Origin of the sequence: Dyella dinghuensis, assembly GCF_003977615.1 — a bacterium.
GTDB lineage: Bacteria > Pseudomonadota > Gammaproteobacteria > Xanthomonadales > Rhodanobacteraceae > Dyella_B > Dyella_B dinghuensis.
Window position 1 is genome coordinate 736112 of the sequence record NZ_RYZR01000005.1, and the last position, 19551, is coordinate 755662.

The following is a 19551-nucleotide window of genomic DNA, read 5'->3' on the forward strand; positions in this document are numbered from 1 at the left end:
CGAATCTCGCAGGGAAAGAGGTGCTTACCACTCGGCCACGCTGCCGTCGGAATGACGCCAGATCGGATTGCGCCAGCGATGCCCGATCGCCGCGCGTTCGGCGACATAGGCTTCATTGACCTGCACGCCCAAGCCCGGGCCGCCGGGAATCGACACGAAGCCATCCTCATAGGCGAACACGCTGCGATCGACGACATAGTCCAGCAGATCGTTGGCCGCGTTGTAGTGGATGCCCAGGCTCTGCTCCTGGATGAACGCGTTGTGGCAGATCGCGTCGAGCTGCAGATTGGCCGCCAGTGCGATCGGCCCGAGCGGACAATGCAGCGCCAGCGCCACATCGTAAGCTTCCGCCATCGTGGCGATCTTGTGCGTTTCGGTGATGCCGCCAGCGTGCGACGGATCGGGCTGAATGATGTCCACGCCACCGGTCGCGAAGACGCGCTTGAAGTCGTAGCGTGAATACAGTCGCTCGCCCAAGGCGATCGGTGCAGGCGAAATTGCTGCGAGTTCGGGAATCGCTTCAAGATGATCGGAAAGCACAGGCTCTTCGATAAACATCAGTTTGAAGGGCAGCAGTTCGCGCATCAGCACTTTCGCCATCGGCTTGTGCACACGCCCGTGGAAATCCAGACCGAGACCGATATCCGGACCGACGGCATCACGCACCGCCTGTACGTTTTCCAATACGCGTTGCACCTTGGCGTGCGTATCGACGAAGTGCATCTCCTCCGTGGCGTTCATCTTGACGGCGGTGAAGCCGCGAGCGACGGCGTCCTTTGCTGCCTTGGCCGTATCGGCCGGACGATCGCCGCCGATCCACGAATACACGCGGATGCGCTCGCGCACCGGACCGCCCAGCAAGGTATGTACAGGCACACCGAGATGCTTGCCCTTGATATCCCACAGCGCCTGATCGATGCCCGCGATGGCGCTCATCAGCACCGGACCGCCGCGATAAAAGCCACCGCGGTATAGCACGCTCCAGTGATCTTCGACGTGGCGCGGGTCCTTGCCGACCAGATAATCGGCCAGCTCTTCCACAGCGGCGGCGACGGTATGCGCGCGGCCTTCTACAACCGGTTCGCCCCAGCCGCTGATGCCTTCATCGGTATCGATGCGCACGAACAACCAGCGCGGCGGGACGAGAAAGGTCGTGAGACGAGTGATCTTCATACGTTGATTCCTTGAGATGCTATGCCCGTCTTCCAGGCCTGTGCAAAAGCGTGCGCGCGCTGGCGTACGTCGTCCGTTTCGCGTCCGGGAGCGTAAAGCGCCGAGCCGAGTCCGAAGCCATCCGCACCCGCGGCGATATAAGGCGTCATGGTTTCCGGCGTAATGCCGCCCACCGGCAACATGGCGAGATCACGCGGTATCACTGCGCGCCATGCCTTGAGTACGGCGGGGGTAATTTGCTCGGCGGGGAATAATTTGATCGCGTCGGCACCGGCTTGGATCGCGGCGAATGCTTCGGTCGGTGTCGCTACACCAGGGATGCAATACAGGCCTGCGCGCTTGGCCGCTGCGATAAGGGCGACGTCTGCATGCGGCATGACAATCACGCGACCGCCGGCGGCAGCGATCTGCGCCACCTGTTCGCTGCGTAGCACCGTGCCCGCGCCAATCAGGCAGTCATCGCCGAACGCCGCCGATAAGTGCCGGATGCTTTCCAGCGGCTCCGGCGAATTCATCGGCACTTCGATGATGCGGAATGCGGCGTCGTGCAGCGCGTGGCCGACAGCGAGCGCTTCGTCCGGGCGAATGCCACGAAGAATCGCTACGAGAGGCAAGGTATTCAACCAGTCGCGGATCATGCGTCTATTCCAAAAAAATCATACGTTTTAGCGTGACTATGCAGCCCTGCCGCCGAAGCCAGTTGCCATAACCCTTGCGCGGCCGCATCGCCGATGATGGCCGGGGACGCATAGCCAAAGTACGTGGCGGCCACAGCGTAGCGATTGCAAAGCGACAGGTCGCCAATCAGACACAACGGCACGCTGCTGTCGCCGCCATCGCGTACCAGTGCAATGCGAAATTCCTCACCGATCAATAGTCCGGAAAGAAACTCCGGCACATCATCGGCATCGAGCTGATTGTTCAACATCAGGGCGCGCGACGAGAACAGGCGGCTGAACGCGCCCGCCGCGCCGCTTTCCCTGGCGCTATGCAGACCGCGCAGGAAAGCATCGTTGGGAACGGGTTGCGGATCTTCGACCGACATACCGGCGCCGAGTATGGAATGCTTCATCAGCAGTGCGTAAATTTCACCGGTCATGATCGTATCGAACGCAGCAATCCGACCGTCGCTGACGGTGACCCATTTGCTATGCGTGCCGGGGAGTACGAAACGGACATTCGCCCGATGTTCCGACTGTTGGGACAGTGCACCGATAATTTGGGTTTCCTCGCCGCGCATGACGTTGGCCGGCGAGTCCTGCAGCAATCCTGGTGCGATCCACATGTCATGACGGGCGCACGCGTTGTTGCGCATGACACCCTTGGCGATGACATTGATATCCGCCGGCACTTCAACGTAAGGCACCTCCTGCCAGCCTTGCCGGCTACCCACCATGCCGGCCGCGAGAATGATGCAGGGCGGCCAGCCAGTAGTAATGGCACGTAATGCGGCGGAAAAACTGCCCTCCGGCAACTGACGTATACCCCACGCATGCTGACGCGTCGACACGACGTTTCCATCGACGTCATAGAGATAGGCACGCAGGCTGGAGGTACCCCAGTCGAGGCCAATGAGTTGCACCGCTACGTTCATACCGGCCTTCGTCCTCGACGCTTGTCAGTCTTGTTGGCGTGCGCGTCCAGGATCATCCGTTGCATCGCATGCCATGCCAACTCGGGCTGTCGACGCCCCTGCGCCCCTTATTCGTATAATACTACAATATGTTTAGGGGCGACAGGTGGCGGTTTAGCCGAATCCCATAGTCCGATGCGCCTGATGAAGCGTAGGTTTTTGCTTGGCCTGCTTGCGCAATCAGGCGAGCACCGGACCTTTGCGCTTCCGCGCCAGTACTCGTAGGCTGGATGGAAATCCAAGAAACAGGCGGTGACCCAACTCACCAGATGCAGCTTCCGGCGATGTTTTCAGCGCTTAACTTCGCGGCGCGGGCTGGAGAAATCTTTCGAGGAACGACTGGCATCTTCAAACACGCCCTACATGCCATCGCGATAGCCGGCTGACGTCACGCGGGCAACCTGCTATAGAGCCTATTATATTATAATTTATCCAGTTCACTGGATCAGTTGAACTCGCCGCAAATCGTGTTTTAAATGCATCCAGTCCCAGGAGTTCAATGCCATGATGAAACCCATCGCCGTGCGCAACCTGCACAACCAGGTAGTGCATGAGTTGGGACGGCTTATCGTCAGTGGCGAACTAAAGGCCGGCGATAGCTTTCCACGCGAGGAACTGCTTGCGGAGCAGATGAACGTAAGTCGCACCGCGTTGCGTGAAGCGATGAAGGTGCTTTCTGCCAAGGGCCTGATCGAATCCCGGCAAAAGACCGGTACTCGCGTACGCGATCCCATGCACTGGAACCAGCTCGATGCCGAAGTGTTGGGCTGGCGTTGCGCCTCAATGCCAACGGATAGCTTCGTCGAAAAGCTGGTGGAGATGCGTGAGATCATCGAACCGGCGGCGGCTGCTGCCGCTGCGCGTCGCCGCACCACACAACAGTTGGCCGTGCTGAAGGATGCATACCAGGCCATGGAGGCAGCGACCCATCTCGATGCCTGGGCCAAGGCGGATCTCGCCTTTCACGAGTGCCTGCTGCAAGCCGCAAACAACGAGCTGATGTCATCGTTATTTTCGGTGATCGAAACGGCCCTGGACACTTACTTCCGTCTGTCTGCAGGCAATGCTTCCAACTTCAATGTCGCCCTGCCGCAGCATCTGAAAGTCTACGAAGCGGTGCGAGCCAAGCAGCCCGATGTGGCCCGGCAAGCGATGATGAAATTGGTTCGTGATTCGCAGGACAACATACGGCGTGGCGCCAGCAAGTCGCCTGGCAAGCGAAAGTAAGCCTTCGATATTCGCTGCATCGCGAGCAGTAAAGCAGCGACATCAACTCTGCATCATATCGAGCACGCTAAAGACGAATCGATGCTCTAACGTCGCGCGCGGCAGCAACATCGTCATACCGTTGGCGAGCGCTCCTCCGGGTAAATGCACCGCGTTGATGGGGTGATCGACCGGTTCGAAACAGAAAAAGTCGCCATCAGTTGGCGTATACAGCACGAACGCATCGACGTCGGCACTGATCCGCAAACCGAGCCGTAATGCTCGCCAATGGATATCAGCTTCGCCCGTCCAAGCGTGAAAAGCGTGATCCAGACCTTCGCCTGGCAACATGCGCTTGTTCCTGAAGTCCCAATACGGTGGAACTGCTACGCGCTCAATCGGCAGCGGTGATTGACCGTCGTTAATCCATACCTGCGGCGCGGGTGCGCGCAGGTGGACCTCGCCGTGACGAGGAAAGAAGGGATGCAACCCGAGACCGAACGGCATCGTCGCCGATCCGGTATTGGTGACCGCCAAGTCGACCTGCAAAGCATCGTCGTGCAGGGCATAGTTCAACGTCGCCGCATAGCTGTACGCCGTTGCGGACGACTCGCGCAGCGACAGTTGCGCCTCACACGCCGTATGCGATTGCACCTGCCACGCACGCTGCCAACCGCTGCCGTGAATAGGCCACGGTTCTCCTTCGCGATTGGGCGTCAGTGCAATCCAGCGTCCATCCACGAGGAAGCCGCCTTCGGCAATGCGGTTGCTCCATGGCACCAACGGGTAACAAGCCAAACGATTGGGGTCGATCGGATGCGTCTGCGAATTCGAAATCGGCTCGTGGCGACGCATCAGAGCAATCGACTCACCGCGTCCGTGCCAGTCGAAGCCGGCGAGTCCGCCGCCGGCTTCGGGTACGATGCTCGCGCTCAGTGCAGCGCTCCTGATTTCCAGCACTGATAGCTGCTCTTTCTGCTCGATCAAGGCTGGCTGTTCTGCACTGTACATAGACGAGCAGGAAAGATTGCGAGCATCTTAAAGCGCCGTGATGCGATACATCACAATGCCATGTGCCGGCAGGTTGGCCTTGATGGAGCCGTTGCCTTTCGTCTGCGAGTGCTTCCAAAGATCCCGCATGCGATAGCTCGCAGCGTTCTTCAAACCTATCTCGCTGGCATCGACGCTGACGTCGCGTGCAGCATCGGTTTCGTTGAACACTGCTACGGCTTCACTGCCATCCTTGAGCGGTTTGACAATCACGTGTATGCCGTCGGTATCGCGCACTTGTTTGCCTTGCACACCCAGCGGATCCTGATCCACCGCAATAACTTCCTTGTTGAGCAAAATCTGTAGCGCATCGGGCTTGATCGTGCGCAAGTCGGTGCCGATCAGCAGCGGCGCGGCCATGATCGACCACAGGCTGAAGTGACTGCGGTATTCGCTGATGCTCATGCCGCCATTGCCCACTTCGAGCATGTCCGGATCGTTCCAGTGGCCCGGGCTGGCATAGCCGTCAAGCACCACGTTCTGCTTGAAGATCTTCAGCATGGAAGCATATTCGTCGCGAATGTCGTCGGTGGTACGCCAGGAGTTGGCATCGACCGGCGGCTTGCCTGCCCATAGCCACGGCTTGTTCTGACCCCATTCGCAAACGCTGTAGAAGATATGCCGGCCGCTTCCACGCAACGCCTCGGCCATGGCCGTATAGCGCTGCTGTGCATCGATCTTCTGGTTATTGCAGTTGTCGTACTTCAGATAGTCCACACCCCACGATGCAAACGTCGCGGCATCCTGCTTCTCGTGGCCGAGGCCGCCGGGAAAGCCGCGGTTTTCCTGTAACGGCTCGCAGGTGGATGTCCCCGCACTGGAGTACAGGCCGAACATGAGACCGTGTTGGTGGATGTAATCGGCCAACGCCTTCATGCCACTGGGAAAGCGTTTGGGATTGGCTTGCAACTGGCCGTTCTTGTCGCGCTGCCAATTGGCCCAGCAGTCATCGACGTTGACGTAGCGATAGCCGGCGTCGCGCAACCCTAAACTGATGAACTTGTCGGCGATGCCACGGATCATTGCCTCGTTGAATTCGTCACGGCAGTGTGTGGAATTCCAGTTGTTGAAACCCATCTGCGGCAATGTCGGCGTTGCCTGGTCCGCGCGAACGGGCGAGGCAGTGGCCGAGATGGCAAGAACGATTGCGAAAGGCGCCGCGGCGCGCAGCACATGTGCAAGAGAACGGTTCATCGATTTTTCTCCACTAGCGTAAAACGAGATCGGGTAGGTATCGGAGTGGGCTGCGCCAATCGTCAGCGATGCTTCAAGGCGCCGGCACGGTGGTCGTGCCCAGCACGGGATGCTTCAACGTATTCAGCACGGGTCGGCCTTCGACCAGCAAGTCCAGCACAACCAGCTGATTGCCGTGCGGCTTCAGCCACGCTCCTGGTACGTACAAGGTTCGCTGTGGACCGATGCGCCAAGTGCGGCCCAGCGGATGCCCGTTGAGCCAGACAAAACCTTTGCCCAGGCCAGCTGTGTCAAGGAATGTGTCCGCCGCTGCACTGCCCGAGACCGGTGCGTCGAACGTACCGCGATAGAAACAAGGTGCGTGCTGGCAAGTCACCCGAGCGTAATGCAGGGAATCGCTGTCGTTGAATGGCAACGAATAGATTTGCCAATCCATCAACGGCTGGCCTTGCAGCGTGACACCGCCCAAGATGCCTTTGCGCTCGGTAATCATCTGCTGACCGAAGTTGATGCGGCCGTCGTTTTGCACCAGCAGATCCAGCGTATCGCCCTTCGCCAGCTTCAGCGTCAGCCGGTCCTGCTTCAACCGGCGGTCGAGTATGCCGACACGCTTACCGTCAACGTAAACCTGCGCATAGTCGTGCAATCCGTCGATGCGCAGTTCGCCCGCAAAATCGGCGGTGACTTGTTTGCGATAAAGGATGTCGCCGTACGCCTGCCCCAGCGCTTCCATGGTCTGCAGTTCGTGCGAGGCCGTCGGCGTCGGTAGTTCATCCCACAGCGACACCGACTCATCCAACTTGATGCCGCGGATAGCCTGCGTCGCTGGCGTCGCCGGCACCGGCGGTGGCGTTACGCCGGTCGCCTTCATGATCACGTTGCGCAGCGCGTTGTACTTCGGCGTGGGTCTTCCGCTTTCGTCGAGCGGGCTGTCGTAGTCGTAGCTGTTCACGTCCGGCTGATAGCTGTCGTCATCCCAATTGGCGCCGTTCATCCAGCCAAACGACGTGCCGCCATGGAACATGTAGAAATTTACCGAATAGCCTTGCTGCAGTATCCACGCCAGTTCGGTAGCGACCTTCTCGGCGCCGATCACATGATGAGGCGCGCCCCAGTGATCGAACCAGCCCACCCAATATTCGCCCGCCATATAGGGACCGCCCGGCTGCCACGTGTGCAGCTGCGCGAATTTTTCGTGCGCGTGGCCAACGCCGAAGTTGATCACCTTGAGCAGGTCCGGCAAAGAACCCGGCTGCTCGGCACTGTCGGAGGTATAGAACAAAGAAGTGTTGAAACCGCTGTCGATCAGATCCTGACGAATCTGTTCCAGATACGCGTCATCATGACCAAAACTGCCGTACTCGTTTTCGACCTGCACGGCGATGATGTTGCCGCCGCGGCTGTACTGCAACGGTGCAAGTTCCTGACCGAGGCGCTGCAACCAACGTTGGGCCGGCTGCATGAACTTTGGATCTGTGCTGCGCACCTGCGTGTCCTTGTCTTTCAACAGCCACGCCGGCAGGCCACCGAATTCCCATTCCGAGCAGACGTAAGGGCCGGGACGAAGAATCACATAGAGACCTTCTTGCTGCGCCTCGCGGATGAACTCGGCGACATCATTCTGTCCGCTGAAATCGTAATGACCGGGCTCCGCCTCATGCGCATTCCAGAACACGTAGGTGGTGATGGTGTTCAAACCCATCGCCTTGGCCATTTTCAAGCGCGCGCGCCAATACTCGCGGGGGATGCGCGGGTAGTGCATTTCGCCAGAGATGATGCGGAAAGGCTTGCCATCGAACGTGAAATGACCCTGCTCGATGGTAAGGCCGCGCGCCGTGGCGGTCGTCGCGGCAGAAACGTTGCTGGCCAATAAAACACCAAGTCCAACGCCCATCGAAATACTTTTCAATACATTCATCGAAACCCCTCGCCTTGAACTACCGACGTGTCTTCTTTTGGCCAACACGTCACTCAACCTGCCAGAAACCTACCGGAGTCGTTACATGGACGTCCATTCCAAAGTCATGCGTGGAACCGATCGCCATGCCACGACATGCTTCAGAAGGTGCCGCGAACACCGACGGTATACACAGTGCCATCCGCCTCGGCATAGAGGAACCGATTCGGATAAACGGAGTAGTCGTAAAGATGCGACTGGGTCAAATTGGTGCCGGTAACGAACAGCGAAAGATGGTTGTTGACTTTGTAGCTTGCGCTCAAGTCCAGCTCGCCGTACGAGGTGCGGTTCTCAGGCTGAGCCCCCGACCCGTAAGCAATGCTCTCCAGATATTTTCCGCGCCAGTTGTAGGCGAGACGTACCTGCCAGGGTCCTTTTTCATAATAACCGCTGAGGTTGGCCGAATCGCCGATGCCCGGCACGGCAAATTTACCGGAGGTGCTGATCGTGCCTGGACTTAGCGTCGCGCTGCTATTGACGTGGGTATAGTTGAAAGCCATGCCCAGACCGTCAAAAGGCGCAGGCAGTAGGTGCGCAAACTGATAGTTGAAAGTCAGTTCCTCACCGTAAATATTCGCCGAGTTCAAATTGATCGGCTCGCTCAAAGACCACGTTTGACCGAGGAACTCCACCGGCGTACTTACAATCGTGCTGAAGTTGCTGACCTTCTTGTAAAAACCTTCAAAGGCAAGATAGCTGACGTCGTTGATGTACCACTCCATGCCTGTGTCATAGTTTCTCGACGTGTAAGGCTGAAGTTCGGGGTTACCCTGGCTGATCGTCAGCGATTCGGGTCGTGTGCCGAAGCTCTGGTTGTAGTACAGATTACTCAGCTCAGGCGGCGTCAGCGTTTTGGAGAGTGCAAAACGGTAAATCAGGTTGTCGGTCAGATTGAGCTTGAAATTAAGTGCCGGTAACCATTTATGGTATCCACCCGTTGCTTCCTGCGGCTGCAGCGGTCCGTACGTAACCTGACCTGCACTGCTATCGGTTGGACTGATGTAGTAACTGGTGGGCTCCTGAAAGATAGCCTGAGACTCCGAGTCTACGTGCAAATAGCGCACACCGACGTCGAGAGTCCACGACTTGTCCCACAACGTGCCGTCAAAAACCGCCTTGGCGAAGGCTGCCTTGTTGTTTTCCTCCACCTCGTTGAAGCTCCCGGGATCGGGTTGCGGCCCAAAGCTGTGGTACTGAGCCAATGCGGCGAGCAGCGCGGTGCGTTTGGCGGGCGTCAATTGATTGTAGGCTGCCGGTGTGGTCAACCAATTGATATACGCAAGCGCGTTGTATTGAATCCATTGCCTTGGCAATCCGGGTTGCGAAACGCCGTTGATCGGAGCTGGAGGGGTGTAGATGTAAGCGCCGACAACGCTGGCCGGCACGGACACGGCGTAGCCGCAGTACGCATTGCAGAGAATGCCATCCGGTGTGGTCAGGTCCACCGACTTGTTGTATTCGCGATTTTCCTGGATGCCGAATTCGAGGTTGGACAAGAGGCCGCTATCAAAACTCTTGTTGAGATTCAGCTGATACTCGGTGATGCCTTCCGTAACGTTGTTCGACTGACCGCCCGCGTTGCAGCAGTGCGCATACAGGTCGTTGAGGTTGGTGGTGGAGATGATATTGGTATAGCTCGGCGGTTCGTTGTCGCCATTGTTGGTCCAGGTCGGATTGACGCCGACGTTGCGTGCACCGATCACGGTGAAGAAACCGTCCGCGCTTTCCTTGTTCCAGGCTTTGGAGTTGGATACGTCCAATGTGAGTACGGTCGACGGATCGAAATCAAAAGCCACGTTCAATCCGTTCTGATTCATTATTTCGTTGCTTGGGTTGTAGGCAACGACATAGTCGTTCGACATGACACCGGTGTTCTTTCGCACATAGCTCAGCACGGTATTGTTGGCATCGGTGGTGAGCGACTGGAAATCACCGCTGTTTCCGTATTCGCCAAATTCATGTTCCAACGGGTCGATGCGATAGCCCGCGTACAGGGTGTCGAACTTGAACGTCAGGCGGTCGATCGGGTGCCAGTCGATCGCGCCGGTGAAGCTCTTGCGCGTGCGCTCTTCGACCACGACATTGTTGGCCAGCGTTTCAGGTATGGCGACGTTCGTGTACTTGGGGTTGTTCAAACCGGAAAGCTGCGAAATATTCTGGTTGACGTACCAGGAGTTTGCCTGCGTATTGATCTGGGTATCGTCGCGCTTGTAGTACTGCACGGACGCCAGCCAGCCGAAGGTGTGATCCGAATTGGTCCAACCGGTCAGGCCTGATACCTTTGGCGTGGTCTTGCCGGACCAGCTGCCGGTCAGGTTGCTATTGACCCCTGCGGCAGTGCCCGTTGCGTGGAACCCGCTAAAGTCCAGCGGTCGCGCCGTTTGAATATCCACGACGCCACCGATGTCGACCTCGGGAATATCGGCCGACGACGTTTTGTTCACCTGGGCGACGCTGATGATGTCTGAGGGAAGCACATCGAAATCGAAAGCGCGCGAACCGGACGCGGTGGCCATCTGGCGGCCGTTGATAGTCACCGCCACGAAATCGGGGCCAAAGCCGCGGATCGCGATCTGATCGGATTCACCGCCGCTTCGATCCACTGACACGCCGGGCACGCGCTGCAACGCATCGGCGACATTGGGGTCGGGAAATTTCCCGGCCTCTTCCGCGGAAATCGAATCGACGGTATTGACCGAATTTTGTTTGATCGATTGAGCACGGCGGATCGCGTCGAGCTGGCCGCTGACGGTCACCACGCTCAAGTCAGTCACTTTCTTGTCGCTGGCTTTTTTCTTGTCATCCGCTGTGCCAGTGCCTCCAGCAGCACTGCTCTGGGCCGACGGCGCAGATGCAGGTGTGCCGGTAGCCGATGCGGGCGTATTTGTTTGTGCGTGCGCTTGTGTGCCGTAACCGATCACACACGCACCCGTCATTATCGCCAGCGCCTGACACACCGAAAACGTCAATTTGGTTCGTTGCATGGATTGCCCCTTAAATTACGTAAACATGTACGCAACGGCGGACATGACCTCACGTCCCCGCCAAGCCGGTCTGCTCTGCTTGATGCCGCACTACCCCGTTGGCCACGTCACCCGAGCGCCGCCCCCGCTCGTTGGCGATTCGTGAGCCATGTCGTAAAGCAACCCATTGGATCGGCCGGATTGCCGGGACAATCGCTTCGGATTGTCTGTCGCCGCTGCCTGCGCGTCTCCAATAGTATTATTTTAGGATAATAATATTCCCGTAACGGGCGACAAGCTGCAGCGCAACATTCCGGTGACGGCGACATGGCCTATCGGGCTGCGCAGAAAGAATGCTGGCGTTGGATCAACACGCGGATGGCACGCAGGAGCGGGCATGCTCAGCGATACCAAAAGGTCGCCCTGATTTTTCACATGCGACTCGCCACCGTACCGGTTTCGAAGGTACCTATTAAGACTCTCGATCTTTTTGAAGATGCTTTCGCGCGCGCAAGAAAAATGAAGGGGTGCACGGATGTGCACCCCTTCATTCGTTCCTTTTGCGCGGATAGATTCGCTACGCGATCGTCTCCGCGAGAAACCACGCCCTGCCCTCGGCTTCGTCGATCCAGTTCTCGATAAGGCTGGCCGATGCTACGTCTCCGTGGGTATCGCATAGCGCGTGTGCGTCTCTCAATTGGACAGCGAGCTGCTGATTGTCTTCCAGCAGCTCGACCAGCATGTCACGCGGCGCCACATATTCGCTGTCGTTGTCGGCGGTACGTTGCAGCCTGACGGCATGCGCCATCGAACGCAACGTCGTCCCACCGAGCTTGCGTACCCGTTCCGCGATGAGATCCGTTGCCGCGAAAATCTGCGCACTTTGTTCATCCAGCAGCAGGTGATAGTCGCGAAAATGCGGCCCGGTCATGTGCCAATGAAAGTTCTTCGCTTTGAAAAACAGCGCGAACATATCGGCCAATAAGAGGTTCAGGCTGATCGATATTTCGGAAACCGCCATCGCGCTTATGCCGCTCGGCACCGTAGTCGCCGCGACAGTCTGGCTGTGCGCCTTGGTCAAGGACATGTCCATCATGCACCTCCATGGGTTTTATTGACGGCGAGGCGGATTACCGTCGCTGCGACGCCGGGTCTGTATGCGGAGTCGGTCTTCGTGCAGCTGTCGAGATGGGGAGATTTGGATTTGTCGTTCATGCCAGCGCTCTCAATGAATGCGTGGCGCCGTCTTATGTCCGGCGCACACTTGCCCGTCCAAGCAAGATCGCGTGCACCTACGGCAGCGTCTCGCTCGGCATTTGGATGTCTATCGCAGTGAACTCACTCTAATCCGGGCTACAGATCACTGGAATTTCATTGTTTCAATGCCGTTGATAGCCCGCGTCTATGTAGACGACGCACACTTACCCAATCAGGTGAGATCGTTTGCCAAAACGTATGACGTCAAGCCGCCCAGGCCGAACCGCGAATTACGCTGCAAAAGTTCCCGCGATGAAAATGCGGGTCTTTATCCGCAAGCACGTCGGCCTTGACGTTGCCGAACGTGGTTTCGGGTTTGTGCTTGATGCCGTTGTAAAACGTCTGGATGATGTCTTCTTTGAACTGGTTGCCACGCGGATGTGCTTGCACAACGGCATCTCGCTCGGCATCGCTGTATTGGTCATACGCCATGCCAAGCACGTCCATTTCTACGCCCGCCGTAACCAGTGCAATCAACGGATGCATATGCTTGGGAATACCTGGCGTAGTGTGCAGCGCAATGGCTGTCCACACGGTGTCGATGTCCTGCTGATGGATGCCATGTTTCTTGAGGAAGTCTCGCGCGACATTGGCGCCGTCCACCTCGAAACGCTCATCGGCGCTGCTGTATTTCTGCGTCAGCCCCATGTCGTGGAACATGGCGCCGCAGTAAAGCAATTCCGGATCGAACTTCAATCCGCGATGCTTGCCGGCCAACGCACCGAAGTAATACACGCGACTGGAATGATGGAACAGCAATGGAGAAACAGTATCGCGAACCACATCGGTGATTTCACGAGCGAGCTGGCTGTCGGGAACAGCAATGCCATTGATAGTGAGGGACATGGGGGATCTCCATAGGCTGGGGACATCAATTCTCCCGGTCTTGATTTCTGTCCTCAATAGACGTAATACGTCATATACTGCCATTTCGCGCGTCATGCGGACGCACGGGAAACTCATCTCTCATGGCCAAAACCGTGGCTGTCGTTGCCTTGCCGGGTGCCCAGTTACTCGATGTTTCCGGCCCACTGGATGTGTTTGCGCAAGCGAATATCGAAGCGGGCAAGACGTTCTACGCGCTCAAGGTGATCGCCTGTCAGCGCGGCCCTGTCCACAGCTCGTCCGGAGTGCGCCTGCTACCCGACGAAATCGCCGGCGAAGGGAATGAGCGCATCGACACGTTGCTGGTTGCTGGCGCCCCAAATGCCGGAAAGATCGCGCTATCGCCTCACATCCTTAAATGGTTACGAACAACGGCCAAGCGCAGCCGGCGTTATGGATCGATTTGCACGGGTGCCTTCGTGCTTGCTTCAACGGGTTTGCTGGACGGGCATCACGTCACGACGCATTGGGCAGCGGCTGAAGATCTCGCTCGCGCATATCCCAAGATACAGATTGACGAGGACGCACTTTATGTCCGCGACAGAAAGCTACGTACTGCCGCGGGTGTAACGGCGGGTTTGGATCTGGCACTCGTTCTGGTGGAGGAAGATTTAGGCCGCGATATCGCCAAGCGTGTCGCTGGCCAGTTGGTCATGTATTTCAAGCGGCCGGGCGGCCAATTGCAGTTCAGCCGAAAAGGCGAAACCCGGCCTATCGGGCACTCCGTGTTGCAGGAAGTTCAGCGCTGGGTTGCTGCCACGCCGGATCTGGATCACAGCATCGCCAGCCTGGCAAAGCGCGCGGGATTAAGTCCGCGGCACTTCGCACGTCTATTCCATGCGGAAGTCGGCATAACACCCGCAGCATGGGTGGAGGCCAGTCGTGTCACTACGGCGCGGACGCTATTGGAAAATGGGCACGACACACCAAAGCTGGTTGCATCCAAATGCGGCTTTGCCAATGCAGACACACTACGCCGCGCATTCAAGAAACACGTTGGCGTTACGCCCGCGGAGTACCGCAAACAGCATACGTTGCAGCTTCAATAGCCGATCCGCCGTGCGCGTTTTTGAATTCACATAAAACATGAGGCCGGGCATGACTGCCCGGCCTCATGTCGCAGCTTGAGTTTATGCCTGCGCCTTAGTGGCTAACACCAACCGCTGTATCGACGCCCGAGGTAACGGTACCTCCCTGCAGACGATTCGGCTGGATCTGCGAGCCGGCCGGAATCACTAGGGGATTGCCAGATGCGTCAGCCACTCGCTGGGAAATAAATCCACCGTTGCCGTCGCTCAGCCACTCGTACACATCGCCCGCAGTACCGACCCACAGGATGTCCGCCAGACCATCACCATCGTAATCAGCGATGCTAGCCATGGTGTAACCCGGCGTGACGCTCATGGTCTTCACGCTTGTCACTTCAAAGCCATTCATGTTCCACACTTGCATTTGGTTCGTGGCCGGGTTCGTCCAGAACAGAGACGTCACACCATTACCCGCCACATCGCCCGCGCCAAATAGCGTGAAGCCTTCCGCGTGATTCTGAATCGCATGAGGGACGAAGCCCCCCTGCTGGTCGTTGATCCACACATAGACGCTGTTGTCGGTCTTGCTCGTCCAGACGATGTCTGCGTAACCATCACCGTTGACATCAGCCAGATGCGGCACATAGCCCGTAGCGGCGCTAATGAGAGGCGAAGTAGTAGCACCCATGTGGATAGAAGCATGGCCAAGCACCCGCAGTTCCGTCACCGAAAGCTGCCACCAGCCGATCTGCCCCGTCGCACTGTTCCACCAGAACAACTCGTCAGAACCGGCGCCGTCGAAATTCGCAGCGCCCATCAACTGCCAGCCCGCCGGATACGGCACGCCGACTGCCCCAGCGTAGTAATTGCTACTGCCGTTGGAAGCCACGCCACCCAGGCCATCAGACAACCACACGTACAATTGGTTATCGGGACCCGTCCACGCGACCGAACCGATGGCAGTGCCTTCTGGAGCGAACACACTGTGCGCCTCAGCGGAGTAGAACTCGCCTATCGCGCCAATCGTGTAGCCCGGCGAAACGGATTGCGACACGTTGTTCAGCACCACGCTGCCCTTCATACCCAGCTGCAGGAAGGTACCCTTCACCGGATCGACCACCGCGATGTCGCTATATCCGTCGCCATAAGCTTCATAGGCCGACGAAAGATAATCGGACGGTGCGCTGTAGCCATTCTTGAACGGTGTGTAGAACTTCTTTAACGCGTTGACCAGGTTGGCCGCGTTAATGCTGCCAAGGCCCGTCGCCACGTTGTAACCGGAGCTGGTATTCCATGCCGGATCCAACGAGTCAAAACCACCTGCACTGAGTACGCCATAGCTGTTGAGGCCGTTGCCCGTGTAGCAGTCGACGGTCCCGCCGTAGCATGGCACAGCGCTGTTACCCACAGTGACGTTGTTAAACACGCATGTGCTTTCAACGCTTGCACCGTTACTGGAATTACATGCATTCAACATCGCCGTATTGGGCGATCCAACCGTGCCGTATTCCTTGTTCGCGATGCTGTACAGCGCTGGCAGAATGTTACCGTTTGCCTGGCCCGTCGCCTGGTTGATCAGTGCCTGCACACCGGCCATCGCGGGCGCCGCGAAGGAGGTGCCGCCAGCGCTGTTGTACAGCACGTTATCGGGGTCGGTGTAACTACACGCCGTACCTCCCTCCGTTTGGTCGGACATGCAGAACACCAGCGCATGGCCATACAGACCATTGGCGGCAAACAGCGATACGTCCGGCAACATGCGCGTGCCGTATTCGATGGCGCCATAAATGCCGACCTGCGGCAGCGACAAGCTCCAGTTCGTGCTGTAACCACCACCGCCACCGGCAGTATTCAGATACAGCGTCGCAGGATCGTTGCAGGCTTGCACGCCATTACTATAGCCAAGCACACCATCCAGCACGCTACTGGCGCAGGAGTCGTTCCAGGTCATTTCCGGGATATAGCTGATTGCCGACTGATTGAGGGCAAGATTGCCTGAAGTCCAGTACGGCCCGTAGTTCGTGAAGTCGTTGAAGTCGGTACCGCCCACTGCAACGTTGAAGGGTGTCGAGGCCAAGCCGTTAACCGCAAGACCCTGATACGCAGCCTTCTGGTCCTGATTACAACCTGCCGAACCAGCATCGTCGGATGCTACGAAAACCGTCACGCCCTGGGCAGCAGCTTGCTCCCAAAGATCACCAGCCTCATTGGCCATGCCATCCACAAAGCCATCGGCCTCACATTCACCGTAGCTCAGGCTGAACACTGCCGGGATCGGCGTGGTGTAACCGGTCAGCAGATTTTCCGCGGCCGTGAACGGGCCAAAGGTCGGACTGTTTGCGTCATCGCAAGAAGCGAACACGACATTGGCATCGGGGGCGGCTGCGCCGATCCACTCGGTATCCAATGCCGCCTCACCCTCATCACCGTTGGTGCCCGGATCTGGGCAACTGGTATCGCCGGCTGCTTGTAACGGGTTGATATACGCGATCGTACCCAGCGCATTGGCTGGCAAGAACGCGCTACGGAAGGTTTGCACGTCGGCAGGCAATACATCCGTGCGCTCCAGCACGGCCACGGTCTGGCCTGCGCCACGGATCGGCGTGCTTTGGTTCCACAAGGGGGTGACGTTGTAGATCGTGTTGAAGTCGGCCGGGGCGACGTCATAGGTCGTCTCCGTCTCGATCGTGCCGGGTGGGACCGTAAACTGTGGCGCACCCGCCGCCTTTGTCACTGTCTTCCATTTACCCGTGTGCTTGTCCTTGGTCACGGTGGCAACGTCGGTATGCAGCGCCTTCGGGAAGAAGTTGGTGAGCGAGGCCGCTCCCACCACCACCGGCGCCAACGCGGCCGGAATCTGCTGCGCGCTCGTGTTGGCGAAATGCGTTTCGCCATTGACGCGATAGCTATGCAGCGACGTATGAAAAGCGCTTCCTACCGCCGCCGCGGTGCCTGAGAAGTGAATCATCATGCCCGTGGGCGAAACCGAGGTCACTTTCAGCCCCTGTCCCTGCAACCACTGCTTGACCTTGTCGATATCCGTCTGGGCCGGCCCGAACATCGTACCGATCTGCGTCGGGCTCAGCCAATGATGGAAGTATGGCGAGCTCGCATTGGTCAAAGCCTGGACATAGGCGTCGAACTGCTTCTGCTTGGCATCACTGCGCTTGAGCAGCAAGGTTACGTTGCGGAGTGTCTGCGTAGACGGCAATGTGCCAGCGTCGTTCGCCGAGACTGCCAGCGCGGGCTTGGTGCCCACCGCGACGGTCTTCGAATTATCGATCGCATCCGTGATCCGGGCGGTATCCGGCGCAAAACTCGGCAAGAGGCCTGCCTGCGCAGCAGCTGCGTGGGCACCTAGCGGCGCCCCCGCGGTGAGCGCCAGGCATACCGCCCAAGACAGCATTTTTTCTTTCTTACAACGGGTATACATGCACGCTCCCCTCTTTTTTGCGTAAACAGCTCTAGCTAGATCGCGGATGGCGACCCAGTGCTGACAATCCGTTCCCTTGCTCCCCCCGCCATGCCGGAATGACACTGTTATGACATAGCCAGGCCTAGCGAGGCTAAAAGAACAAACTGTTTACCGTCACGCACGGTAATTTCACTCGACTCACCAAATCTCACCAAGCAATATGAGCCAGGGGCGGGGGATGCCCAGGGCCATTGGCACCACCATCCTTCGATTTTCAAATGCAGCATTCGGCGGCGCGCAAAACCCTGCGCGACTTTCCGATCGAGACACTCCATGTGGCAACGCTTGACAGCCTGGCTCAGTGCCGTACCGATAAGCGATCCGGTTGACCGCCGAAACGCCGTGTTCATGCAGTGGCTGCTGGCCTTCCAGGGCCTCCGGACACCGCTGATCAAGATTTATCTGCTGGCATCGGAGTGGCCGTATATGACGGCACACTTTTTCGAAAAAACAGCTTCGGGCGAAGGCATGTCCGTGGCGATAGATCTAGGCACCGATCTGGCGATGACCGTATCGGCCTGGGTCGGCTTCTATCTGATTCGTGTTGGAAAATTTCGCCAGGCTGTCAAACAGTTTCTCGCCACACTGCTCATTTCGGGCGTGCTCGCCTATGGCACCTTTGGCTATAGGGTCAATCCAGGGGACTCGTTGCTTATCATTTCCCTTGCCCTGGGTGGATTGATGCTCGGTCGCCGTGCGCTATGGACAATCTATGTGTCGATCCTGCTCATCTTCGCCGCAGGTATGACTGCCGATTATGTGCATACCGCGGACGCGTCGAAAACGATCTTCGCCGCCTACAGCAATCTACTGTTCCGTACGTTTAGCTACGCGCTCATCACCATCATTCTCGACCGAAGCAGCGGCGCGTTACGAGAGGCATTGGCTGAATCGGATATGCATCGACGTCAGCTGCAGCACGAAATGGTGGAGCGCGAACGCACGCAAGAGCAGCTGCTTCATGCACAGAAAATGGATGCGGTTGGCAGATTGGCTCAGGGTGTCGCGCACGATTTCAACAATGTGCTGGCGGTCATCCTCGGCTTCTCGAAGGAGCGGTATCGACTGGATGAGCCCGAAGCAGAGCGTAGCGCCGACTCCATGGCACTGGCGCAGGCGCTGCTTGGCGTTGAAATGGCCGCCCGTCGCGCCGATTCGATCAGCCGCAAGCTGCTCAATTTCAGCCGACGCGATATGACACATGTCGAAATTTTCGACATAGCCGAAGGCATTCGGGATGTGGAACTCATGCTTCGCCAATTATTTCCACAAACGGTGCATTTGGTCTTCAAACTCCCGAATGAAGCACTGCTCATTGAATTCGACCTCAGCCAATTCGAGTTGGCCATATTGAACATTGCTTCCAACGCTCGGGATGCCATGCCTGAGGGCGGCACCTTTGAAGTAGCAGTTGTTCGATTTGATTCGACTACCGTGACTCTTGTATTGGCGGATACCGGCACGGGTATGCCGGAGGAAACGAAAGCTCGGATATTCGAGCCTTTCTTCACAACCAAGCCTGTTGGAAGCGGCACGGGAGTGGGTCTGACCGTTGTCTACAATCTGATTCGCAATGCCGACGGAAGTATCGAAGTAGAAAGCGAGATCGGAAAAGGGACAGTATTTCGAATTCGTTTTCCGCTCGCCAAGGCGCTGGACCCGGACATATCCATGTATGCGCGAGGCCTTGAAGATCCTCTGAAAATCGCGCGCCTGAGCAGACAATGACT

At 57.8% G+C, this 19551-nt stretch carries 13 protein-coding genes; 3 read left to right on the plus strand and 10 right to left on the minus strand.

Annotated features, from left to right (window positions below):
- Positions 1-24: 24 nt before the first annotated feature.
- From dgoD to EKH79_RS10890, 3 genes are read right to left on the minus strand one after another with little or no spacing between them, the layout of a single operon-like run.
- Positions 25-1173, minus strand: a complete 1149-nt coding sequence (dgoD, locus tag EKH79_RS10880) for a galactonate dehydratase (RefSeq protein WP_126673803.1) — start codon at positions 1171-1173, stop codon at positions 25-27.
- A complete protein-coding gene (locus tag EKH79_RS10885) occupies positions 1170-1811 on the minus strand; it encodes a 2-dehydro-3-deoxy-6-phosphogalactonate aldolase (RefSeq protein WP_126673804.1) in 642 nt (213 codons plus the stop codon). Before EKH79_RS10885 ends, dgoD begins: the two co-directional genes overlap by 4 nt.
- On the minus strand, positions 1808-2767 hold the full coding sequence (locus EKH79_RS10890) for a 2-dehydro-3-deoxygalactonokinase (protein ID WP_126673805.1): 960 nt from the start codon (positions 2765-2767) through the stop codon (positions 1808-1810). The genes EKH79_RS10885 and EKH79_RS10890 overlap by 4 nt, the downstream gene beginning before the upstream one ends.
- Positions 2768-3310: 543 nt before the next feature.
- Between EKH79_RS10890 and EKH79_RS10895 the strand changes: the two genes are divergently transcribed.
- A complete protein-coding gene (locus tag EKH79_RS10895) occupies positions 3311-4033 on the plus strand; it encodes a FadR/GntR family transcriptional regulator (protein WP_126673806.1) in 723 nt (240 codons plus the stop codon).
- 42 nt (positions 4034-4075) lie between these two features.
- Here EKH79_RS10895 and EKH79_RS10900 read toward each other — a convergent pair whose 3' ends face one another.
- The 6 genes from EKH79_RS10900 to EKH79_RS10925 all read right to left on the minus strand — a co-directional run bounded on the left by EKH79_RS10900 (position 4076) and on the right by EKH79_RS10925 (position 13279).
- Positions 4076-4999 (minus strand): aldose 1-epimerase, encoded by a 924-nt coding sequence (locus tag EKH79_RS10900; protein ID WP_233590271.1) that lies wholly within the window; start codon positions 4997-4999, stop codon positions 4076-4078.
- 51 nt (positions 5000-5050) lie between these two features.
- On the minus strand, positions 5051-6256 hold the full coding sequence (locus tag EKH79_RS10905; protein WP_126673808.1) for a glycoside hydrolase family 27 protein: 1206 nt from the start codon (positions 6254-6256) through the stop codon (positions 5051-5053).
- A gap of 73 nt (positions 6257-6329) precedes the next feature.
- Positions 6330-8174 carry a glycoside hydrolase family 35 protein gene (locus EKH79_RS10910; RefSeq protein ID WP_233590272.1) on the minus strand — a complete coding sequence of 615 codons (1845 nt, stop codon included), beginning with the start codon at positions 8172-8174 and terminating at the stop codon, positions 6330-6332.
- Between the two features lie 140 nt (positions 8175-8314).
- Complete coding sequence (locus EKH79_RS10915) at positions 8315-11197, minus strand: TonB-dependent receptor (RefSeq protein WP_126673809.1); 2883 nt, start codon at positions 11195-11197, stop codon at positions 8315-8317.
- A gap of 556 nt (positions 11198-11753) precedes the next feature.
- Positions 11754-12263 (minus strand): Dps family protein, encoded by a 510-nt coding sequence (locus EKH79_RS10920; RefSeq protein ID WP_126673888.1) that lies wholly within the window; start codon positions 12261-12263, stop codon positions 11754-11756.
- Between the two features lie 374 nt (positions 12264-12637).
- Complete coding sequence (locus tag EKH79_RS10925) at positions 12638-13279, minus strand: HD domain-containing protein (RefSeq protein WP_126673810.1); 642 nt, start codon at positions 13277-13279, stop codon at positions 12638-12640.
- Positions 13280-13401: 122 nt separating this feature from the next.
- On the opposite strand from EKH79_RS10925, the gene EKH79_RS10930 reads away from it, so the two are divergent.
- A complete protein-coding gene (locus tag EKH79_RS10930) occupies positions 13402-14367 on the plus strand; it encodes a GlxA family transcriptional regulator (protein ID WP_126673811.1) in 966 nt (321 codons plus the stop codon).
- Between the two features lie 94 nt (positions 14368-14461).
- Here the strand turns inward: EKH79_RS10930 and EKH79_RS10935 are convergent, their stop codons facing one another.
- Positions 14462-17779 carry a protease pro-enzyme activation domain-containing protein gene (locus EKH79_RS10935; protein ID WP_126673812.1) on the minus strand — a complete coding sequence of 1106 codons (3318 nt, stop codon included), beginning with the start codon at positions 17777-17779 and terminating at the stop codon, positions 14462-14464.
- A gap of 315 nt (positions 17780-18094) precedes the next feature.
- Here EKH79_RS10935 and EKH79_RS10940 point away from each other — a divergent pair, with 315 nt between their 5' ends.
- The gene (locus EKH79_RS10940; protein WP_126673813.1) at positions 18095-19549 is read left to right on the plus strand and encodes a sensor histidine kinase; all 1455 of its coding nucleotides are present in this window, start codon (positions 18095-18097) and stop codon (positions 19547-19549) included.
- The last annotated feature ends 2 nt before the right edge of the window (positions 19550-19551 follow it).

Excerpts from the sequence above, each read along its gene's own strand:
- dgoD (WP_126673803.1), bottom strand. The coding sequence starts at position 1,173 with ATGAAGATCACTCGTCTCACGACCTTTCTCGTCCCGCCGCGCTGGTTG.
- EKH79_RS10885 (WP_126673804.1), bottom strand. The coding sequence starts at position 1,811 with ATGATCCGCGACTGGTTGAATACCTTGCCTCTCGTAGCGATTCTTCGT.
- EKH79_RS10890 (WP_126673805.1), bottom strand. The coding sequence starts at position 2,767 with ATGAACGTAGCGGTGCAACTCATTGGCCTCGACTGGGGTACCTCCAGC.
- EKH79_RS10895 (WP_126673806.1), top strand. The coding sequence starts at position 3,311 with ATGATGAAACCCATCGCCGTGCGCAACCTGCACAACCAGGTAGTGCAT.
- EKH79_RS10905 (WP_126673808.1), bottom strand. The coding sequence starts at position 6,256 with ATGAACCGTTCTCTTGCACATGTGCTGCGCGCCGCGGCGCCTTTCGCA.
- EKH79_RS10910 (WP_233590272.1), bottom strand. The coding sequence starts at position 8,174 with ATGAATGTATTGAAAAGTATTTCGATGGGCGTTGGACTTGGTGTTTTA.
- EKH79_RS10915 (WP_126673809.1), bottom strand. The coding sequence starts at position 11,197 with ATGCAACGAACCAAATTGACGTTTTCGGTGTGTCAGGCGCTGGCGATA.
- EKH79_RS10920 (WP_126673888.1), bottom strand. The coding sequence starts at position 12,263 with ATGTCCTTGACCAAGGCGCACAGCCAGACTGTCGCGGCGACTACGGTG.
- EKH79_RS10925 (WP_126673810.1), bottom strand. The coding sequence starts at position 13,279 with ATGTCCCTCACTATCAATGGCATTGCTGTTCCCGACAGCCAGCTCGCT.
- EKH79_RS10930 (WP_126673811.1), top strand. The coding sequence starts at position 13,402 with ATGGCCAAAACCGTGGCTGTCGTTGCCTTGCCGGGTGCCCAGTTACTC.
- EKH79_RS10935 (WP_126673812.1), bottom strand. The coding sequence starts at position 17,779 with ATGTATACCCGTTGTAAGAAAGAAAAAATGCTGTCTTGGGCGGTATGC.
- EKH79_RS10940 (WP_126673813.1), top strand. The coding sequence starts at position 18,095 with ATGTGGCAACGCTTGACAGCCTGGCTCAGTGCCGTACCGATAAGCGAT.